The sequence below is a fragment of the Monashia sp. HAY1-2A genome (assembly GCF_056755315.1).
The window spans coordinates 1-7,389 of the sequence record NZ_JBNDHY010000194.1 but is presented as its reverse complement, the minus strand read 5'-3'; the positions used below and the strand labels follow the sequence as shown (position 1 = coordinate 7,389).

The 7,389-nt window shown below is 72.5% G+C and carries 6 protein-coding genes; 3 read left to right on the top strand and 3 right to left on the bottom strand.

Annotation, left to right across the window (positions count from 1 at the left end; all coding sequences use genetic code 11):
- Positions 1 to 92: 92 nt before the first annotated feature.
- Positions 93 to 1,613 (top strand): SDR family NAD(P)-dependent oxidoreductase, encoded by a 1,521-nt coding sequence (locus ACPYOM_RS19835; protein ID WP_481347269.1) that lies wholly within the window; start codon positions 93 to 95, stop codon positions 1,611 to 1,613.
- A gap of 12 nt (positions 1,614 to 1,625) precedes the next feature.
- On the opposite strand, the gene ACPYOM_RS19830 is transcribed toward ACPYOM_RS19835, so the two are convergent.
- From ACPYOM_RS19830 to htpX, 3 genes are read right to left on the bottom strand one after another with little or no spacing between them, the layout of a single operon-like run.
- Positions 1,626 to 2,159 carry a GNAT family N-acetyltransferase gene (locus ACPYOM_RS19830; RefSeq protein ID WP_481347268.1) on the bottom strand — a complete coding sequence of 178 codons (534 nt, stop codon included), beginning with the start codon at positions 2,157 to 2,159 and terminating at the stop codon, positions 1,626 to 1,628.
- Entirely contained in the window at positions 2,156 to 4,654 is a 2,499-nt protein-coding gene (pepN, locus tag ACPYOM_RS19825) for an aminopeptidase N (protein WP_481347267.1), read from the bottom strand. The genes ACPYOM_RS19830 and pepN overlap by 4 nt, the downstream gene beginning before the upstream one ends.
- Before the next feature lie 50 nt (positions 4,655 to 4,704).
- Positions 4,705 to 5,580, bottom strand: coding sequence for a zinc metalloprotease HtpX (htpX, locus tag ACPYOM_RS19820; RefSeq protein WP_481347266.1), 876 nt, complete (start codon positions 5,578 to 5,580; stop codon positions 4,705 to 4,707).
- Positions 5,581 to 5,767: 187 nt separating this feature from the next.
- On the opposite strand from htpX, the gene ACPYOM_RS19815 reads away from it, so the two are divergent.
- Positions 5,768 to 6,379: a hypothetical protein gene (locus tag ACPYOM_RS19815; RefSeq protein ID WP_481347265.1), complete on the top strand. Its 612-nt coding sequence runs from the start codon at positions 5,768 to 5,770 to the stop codon at positions 6,377 to 6,379.
- Positions 6,380 to 6,857: 478 nt separating this feature from the next.
- On the top strand, positions 6,858 to 7,389 hold a 532-nt coding region (locus ACPYOM_RS19810), incomplete at its 3' end, for a helix-turn-helix domain-containing protein (RefSeq protein ID WP_481347264.1).

Sequence of the window (7,389 nt, the reverse complement as noted above, 5' to 3'; positions counted from 1 at the left end):
CCCAACCCCCCCCCCCCCCCCCCTCCCCCCCCCCCCCCCCCTCCCCCCCCCCCCCCCCCCCCCCCCCCCCCGGGACCGCGTACCCTTGCGCGGTGAGCCAGACCGAGACCGAGCTCGACCCCGCCGCCGTCGTGCGCCTCGACCCCGAGGACGTCGCCACCGCGGTGCGGGTCCTCGCCCTCGCCCCCTCGCTCGACCTCGACGACCCCGACTTCGAGACCCTCAAGCGCGCCGCGTCGCTGATGTACAAGCGCCTGAAGAAGGACCGCCGCAACGCCAAGACCTGGGCCGAGCGCAAGGCCGACCGTCAGGTCATCGAGTCGACGGCCACCGGCTCGCCGATGCGGATCGACGACGAGACCAAGGGAATCCCGTTGGTGTCCACCGCCACCGGCGCGTACGCCGGTGAGCTCGTCAACCCGCGGGGCTGCTACATCTGCAAGCGCGACTACACGCTCGTCGATGCCTTCTACCACTGGCTCTGCCCCGAGTGCGCCGCCTTCAGCCACGCCAAGCGCGACCAGCGCACCGACCTGACCGGCAAGCGCGCCCTTCTCACGGGCGGCCGGGCCAAGATCGGCATGTACATCGCGCTGCGGCTGCTGCGTGACGGCGCGCACACGACGATCACGACGCGCTTCCCCAAGGACGCGATGCGCCGGTTCTCCTCGATGGAGGACTCGGCCGAGTGGATCCACCGGCTCAAGATCGTCGGCATCGACCTGCGTGACCCGACGCAGGTCGTCGCCCTCGCCGACGAGGTCTCGGCGGCCGGCCCGCTCGACATCCTCGTCAACAACGCGGCGCAGACCGTGCGCCGCTCCCCCGGCGCCTACAGCAAGCTCGTGGAGCTGGAGGCGGCGCCGCTGCCCGACGGCGTCGCCCTGCCGGAGATGGTGACGTTCGACCGGGTCAGCGAGGCGCACCCGGCCTCCATCGCCGGAGCGCTCAGGGGTCACGCCGTCGCCCACCACGACGGCGAGTCGGTCGAGCACGCTCTTGCCGCCCAGACCGCCGCCTCGATGACCGCGCTCGCGCTGAGCGCCGGCCACGCCAGCCTCGAGGCGCACCGGGCCGGGACCGCCGTCGACGCCGGTGGGCTGCTGCCGGACCTGCAGCGCACGAACTCGTGGACCCAGAAGGTCGAGGAGGTCGACCCGCTCGAGCTGCTCGAGGTGCAGCTGTGCAACTCGACGGCGCCGTTCATCCTCATCTCGCGGCTGCGCCCGGCCATGCGGGCCGCGGTCGCCGCCGGGGCGCGGCGGGCCTATGTCGTCAACGTGTCGGCGATGGAGGGCCAGTTCTCGCGGCGCTACAAGGGCCCCGGGCACCCGCACACCAACATGGCCAAGGCCGCGCTCAACATGCTGACCCGCACGAGCGCCGGGGAGATGTTCGAGAACGACCGGATCCTCATGACGGCCGTCGACACCGGCTGGATCACCGACGAGCGGCCGCACGACGAGAAGCTGCGCATCGCGGCCGAGGGCTGGCACGCCCCGCTCGACCTCGTCGACGGCGCGGCCCGCGTCTACGACCCGATCCTGCGCGGCGAGGCCGGCGAGGACCTCTACGGCTGCTTCGTCAAGGACTACCGGCCCAGCCCCTGGTGAGCCGCCCGCCGCTCAGTGCAACCGCTTGGCGTACCAGACCTCGGCGTAGGGGTCGTCGACGGTGAAGCAGGGCACCTCGGCGTAGCCGTGGCGGGTGTAGAGGGCGCGGGCCTCCACGAGGTCCAGGCGCGTGTCGAGGCGGATCGACCGGACCCCCCAGACCCGGGCCACCTCCTCGGCGCACAGCAGCAGGCTGGTGCCCAGGCCCGCTCCGCGGTGCTCGGGCCGGACGTAGAGCCGACGCAGCTCGGCGACCCGGACACCGGAGGCGTCGCGAAGCCGGCGGACGCCGACGCAACCACCGACGACGCTCGGGTCCTCTGCACGTCGGGCGAGGAGGAACCGTCCCGTCGGCGGAGCGAGGTCGTCGCTGCGCATCCGGGAGAAGCCGGCCTCCAGCTCCTCCGGGGTCGAGCCGCGGCCCTCCCTGAGCCGGTACCACCGGTCGCTGACCTCGACGTAGTACGCACGCAGGAGGGCAAGGGAGTCCTCGGAACCGACGTCGCCCAGCTCGACGACCCACTCGGGCGGCGGCCCCGGCGTCACGCCACGGCGCCGAAGGTGGCCCGCGACTCCAGGGCCTCCCGCAGCTCGGCGTCGGCGTCGACGAGGGAGCGCCGGACGGCGGGGGTCAGGTCGTGCCGGTCGAGGGCCTCGGCGCTCAGACGGGCCGTGTCGTCGGTGAAGACCTTCGGGAAGGCCACGAGGACGACCCGCGACAGGGCGTCCTCGCCGACCCAGCCGGCCATCGCCGGGACGTCGGCGAAGTACCGCGGCACGTAGTCGGCGACGAGCGCGTCCTCGGGTGCGGCCCAGAACCCGCGGGCCAGGTGCACCATCTCGTAGTTGGACCGCCCGTGCCGCCCCGTCAGCTGCTCCCAGGCCCACGCCTTGTCGTCCGGCGCCGGCAGGGAGGCACGGCACATCAGCGCGTTGAGCCCGCCCTGGAGTGTGTCGTCCTTGGCCCGGAAGACGTCGACGCCCGCCGCGTCGAGCAGGCCGCGCGCGGCGAGGTTGCGGACGACGATCCACCGAAAGTCGCCGTCGTCGGACAGTCCCTCCGGCAGCTGGTTGCCGTCGGCCCACGCCCGCAGGAGCGCCTCGTCGTCGCTCGTGCCGGCGAGCAGGCGTGCCGCGGCGAGCGACTCGGTCGACCCGGTGGGGGCCCGGTCCAGCAGCGTCGACGCGGCCGCTGCGAGGCGCCCGAGCGCGGCCTCCTGGCCAGAGCGTGGCACGAAGAACGGCACGACGCGGTGCTCGGCGTAGCCCGCCGTACGGGTCAGGATCGAGGAGTTCGTCTCGTGCGGCCAGGCGGCGTCGAAGACGTCGAGGAACGCATCGGGCGAGACCGCCGCGCCGTGCACGCCGTCGACGAGCGCCGACCAGACGACCGCCCGGGCCTGGGCGTCCGGCACCTGGGCGAGCTGCGCCGGCAGCGCGGCGACCGTCGCGTCCGATAGGCGCACCCGCGCCCACGTCAGGTCCGACGCGTTGGGCACGAGGACCGCCGGGACGGGCGCACCCACGAGGGCCTCGAGCGACGTCCGGTCGGTCGTGACGGTCGTCGTCACCCGGCCGACCTCGCGCCCGTCGGTCCAGCCGGCGACGTCGAAGGCGTGCGGCCGGTCGGCCGGGTGGGTGGCCGGCGTCTCGCGGACGACGACGGCGCTCCGGATGAGACCGGCGTGTTCCTCGAGGTCGACGGAGAGCGTGTCGCGGTCGGCGGTGAGCAGCCAGCCGCGCGACCAGGCGGCGAGGTCCTTGCCGCCCGCGCGCTCGATGGCGCCGAGGAAGTCGGTGAGCGTCCCGTTGCCGTACGCGGTGTCGCGCAGGTACGAGCGGACGCCGGCGATGAAGGCGTCGTCACCGACGTAGGCGATGAGCTGGCGCAGCGCGGCGGCGCCCTTGGCGTACGAGATCCCGTCGAAGTTCTGCAGGGCGCTCTGAGCGTCGAGGGCCTCCACGCCGGCCACCGGGTGGGTGGAGGGCGAGCGCTCCGCGCCGTAGCCCCACACCTTGCGCACGATCGAGGAGTCGACCCAGGCGTCGGTGTACTCGGTGGCGTCGACGAGGCACCGGTGGGACATGTACTCGGCGAAGGACTCGTTGAGCCAGAGGTCGTCCCACCACTGCATCGTCACGAGGTCGCCGAACCACATGTGCGACATCTCGTGGCTCACGGTGTTGGCCCGCGTGAGCAGCTCGTCGCGGGTGGCGGCGCCGCGGTAGAGGTACTGGTCGCGGAAGGTGACGCAGCCGGGGTTCTCCATGGCGCCGGCGTTGAACTCGGGCACGAACACCTGGTGGTACTCGCCGAACGGGTACCGGATGCCGAACAGCCCGTGGAAGTAGTCGAACGACCGACGCGTCACGTCGAGGATCTCGGGGGCGTGCCGCTCGAGGGGCTCCTTGAGCGAGGCCCGGGCGTGCAGGCCGAGCGGGATGCCGTCGTGCTCGGCGCGCACGGACGTGTACGGCCCGGCGCAGACCGTGACGAAGTAGGTGGCGAGCGGTCTCGTCGTGCCGAGGACCCACCGGCCGGGCTCGACCTGCTCGGCGGCCCCGTTGCCGATGACGACCCAGTCGCGGGGGGCGCGGACCGTGACGTCGTAGGGCGCCTTGAGGTCGGGCTGGTCGAAGCAGGCGTACACGCTCGGGGCGGCGTCGAGGAAGAGGTGCCCGTAGACGTAGTCCTGCCCGTCGGCGGGGTCGGTGGCCCGGTGCAGGCCCTGGCCGTCGTGGCTGTAGGCCATCGTCGCCACGACGACGAGCTCGTTCTCGGTGGCGAGGCCGCTCAGCGCGAGGCGCCCGTCGACGACGCCGGCCGGGTCGAGCGGGGCGCCGTTGAGGGTCACCGATTCGACGGAGCGCGCCTTGACGTCGACCCACGAACCCTCCCCCGGCGTCGCGCACGTGAAGCGCACCGTCGAGCGCGAGCCGAACACCTCCGGCCCCTGGTCGAGGTCGAGGTCGACCGAGTACGAGGTGACGGTGAGGCGCGAGGATCGCTCGCGGGCTTCGGCCAGGGTGAGACTGCGCATGGGGGCGAGCCTGCCAGATCGGCGGCCCGGGCGTCGCGGGCGTTGCGGCCTCAGTGCTGGACCGGACCGCCGGCCATCTGCTCGAGCCGGGCGATGCGGCGGTCCATCGGCGGGTGCGTCGACAGGAAGCGCGTGACGTCCTGGGCCCGGAACGGGTTGGCGATCATCATGTGGCTGGCGTTGACGATGTCCTGCTGCGGGGGCAGGGGCGCGCGGGCGACACCGGACTCGAGCTTGCGCAGCGCCGACGCGAGGGCGAGCGGGTCACCGGTGAGGCTGGCACCGTCCTCGTCGGCGTCGAACTCCCGGGTGCGGCTGATGGCCATCTGGATCAGGACGGCCGCGAACGGGGCGAGCAGGCTCATGACGAGCAGCGCGAACGGGTTGGGCCGGTCGTCGTCGTTGCTGCCACCGCCGAACATGCTGGTGAACATGAGCATCTGGCCGATGGAGGTGATGACGCCGGCGATCGCCGCCGCGACCGAGCTGGTGAGGATGTCGCGGTTGTAGACGTGCATCAGCTCATGGCCCAGGACGCCGCGCAGCTCCCGCTCGTCGAGCAGCTGCAGGATGCCCTCGGTGCAGCACACGGCCGCGTTCCTCGGGTTGCGGCCGGTGGCGAAGGCGTTCGGCGCCTGGGTGGGCGAGATGTACAGGCGCGGCATCGGCTTGCCGGCGCGCGTCGACAGCTCGCGCACGATGCGGTACATCGCCGGCGCTTGGGCCTCGGAGACCGGGTAGGCGTGCATGGCCCGGATCGCGAGCTTGTCGGAGTTCCAGTAGCCGTAGAACGTCGTCCCGACGCCGATGAGGGCGAAGAGCCAGAGGTAGCGACCTCCGCCGACGAGCGCGCCGATCCCGAGCAACAGGGCCCAGATGCCACCGAAGAGCGCGGCGGTCTTGAGCCCGTTGAAGTGGTTGTGCATGTCCGGTCAACGCTCGGCCAACGGACGCGGTTCCCTCCGGCTGGGCGTTGGCTGGGAGCGATGGTGACGGGAACCACATCCGGATGAAGACTCAACTACACGAGTAGTACTACCTGATGTAGTAGTTTTGCAGTGTCAGGAACCGACCCGGGGAAACCACCCCGATCCTCACACCAGGAGGCGCATCATGCGCAAGACGCTCGACAGGCTCATCTCGTGGACCGGCCTCATCGTGGCCGCCGTCCTTCTCGTCGCCGGAGGGCTGATGACCTACGCGAGCGGCTTCATCGGCGACCAGGTCACGCAGCAGCTGAGCCAGCAGGACATCACGATGCCGGCGGCCGCAGCCATCGCCGAGATGTCCCCCGCCGACAAGGCCGCGCTCACCCCCTGGGCCGACGGCCGGACGAAGATGACGACCGGCGAGCAGGCCAAGGCCTTCGCCGACCACTACATCCTCGTCCACATGAACGCGGCCTCGGACAACCGGACCTACGAGCAGGTCTCCGGCGAGTTCATGAAGCTGTCCAAGGACGCCAGCGCCGACCAGGCCAAGGTCGCCGAGCTGGGGCAGCTTCGCCAGACGCTCTTCATGGGCAACACCCTGCGCGGCCTGCTGCTCAACGCGTACGCCTTCGGCACCATGGGCGCGGTGGCCGGGATCGCGGCGGTCGTGGCCTACGTCGGCGCCGGCCTGCTCCTGGTCCTCAGCATCCTGGGCCTGCGGCACGCCAAGCGCGTCACGCAGGTCGCGGCGCCCGCCACGGCAGCGCGCACCGAGGCGCTCGCCCGGAGCTGACCACCCATCGACCGACCCCGCCGCCCCCGGGCAGCGGGGTCGTCCGCTGCCCCGAACCGACATCCCACAGCACCTGCCCCGACAACCGGGGCAGCAGCAAGGAGCCACCCGCCACCCACCAGCACCCTCACCACCTGCCCCGACAACCGGAGCAGCAGCAAGGAGCAACGCGCACCCACCAGCACCCTCACCACCTGCCCCGACAACCGGGGCAGCAGCAAGGAGCCACCCTCCACCAACCAGCACCCTCACCACCTGCACCGACAACCGGGGCAGCAGCAGGGAGCAACCCGCCACCCACCAGCACCCTCACCACCTGCCCCGACAACCGGGGCAGGTGGTGAGGCGGTGGGGGCACAGCCCCCTGTGGACGGTGGCGACCCTTTCGACCCGTCGCAGCCCAGGCTGGGGACGACGATGCCCGTCGCCGGCGCCCACCTGAGACGGTGGGCCCCACGGACCGCAGCAGGAGGCCACGATGGACGACGCCTTCGACGGCGCCGCGTACGTGCGCCGCGTGCGCCGCCTCGCCGACCTCAGCCAGCGCGAGCTGGCCGCCCGCACGGGCCTGTCCTCCTCCGCGGTCGGTCGCATCGAGTCCGGCGAGAGGCGCCTCGACGTCGGGACGCTGTCGCGGATCCTCGACGTGGCCGGGCTGCGGCTCCTGGTCGTCGACGCACAGAACCGGCCGGTACCACCCGTGCCGCGGGACGTGCTGCGCGACCACGCAGAGCGCCACTTCCCGAGCCACCTCGACGTCGCCGGGCCCGACGACATGCCGGGTCACCGCGGTGCCAACCCCCGCAAGGGCAAGCCCCCGGCCAAGGGCTGGTACACCCTGCGCGGGCGGCGCCTCGAGCTGCGGGATCGTCGGGGTACCCAGCCGGACCATCCGACGGCGGCCGGCCTGCGCCGCGAGCGGTTGGAGCGCCTCGCCCTGGGGCGCGGCGGTCGTCGAACGGGAGGGTCCCCACGTCGAGGTCGAGTGCGTGTGCGTCGACGCCTGCTTC

Excerpts from the sequence above, each read along its gene's own strand:
- htpX (WP_481347266.1), bottom strand. The coding sequence starts at position 5,580 with ATGCACAACCACTTCAACGGGCTCAAGACCGCCGCGCTCTTCGGTGGC.
- ACPYOM_RS19815 (WP_481347265.1), top strand. The coding sequence starts at position 5,768 with ATGCGCAAGACGCTCGACAGGCTCATCTCGTGGACCGGCCTCATCGTG.
- pepN (WP_481347267.1), bottom strand. The coding sequence starts at position 4,654 with ATGCGCAGTCTCACCCTGGCCGAAGCCCGCGAGCGATCCTCGCGCCTC.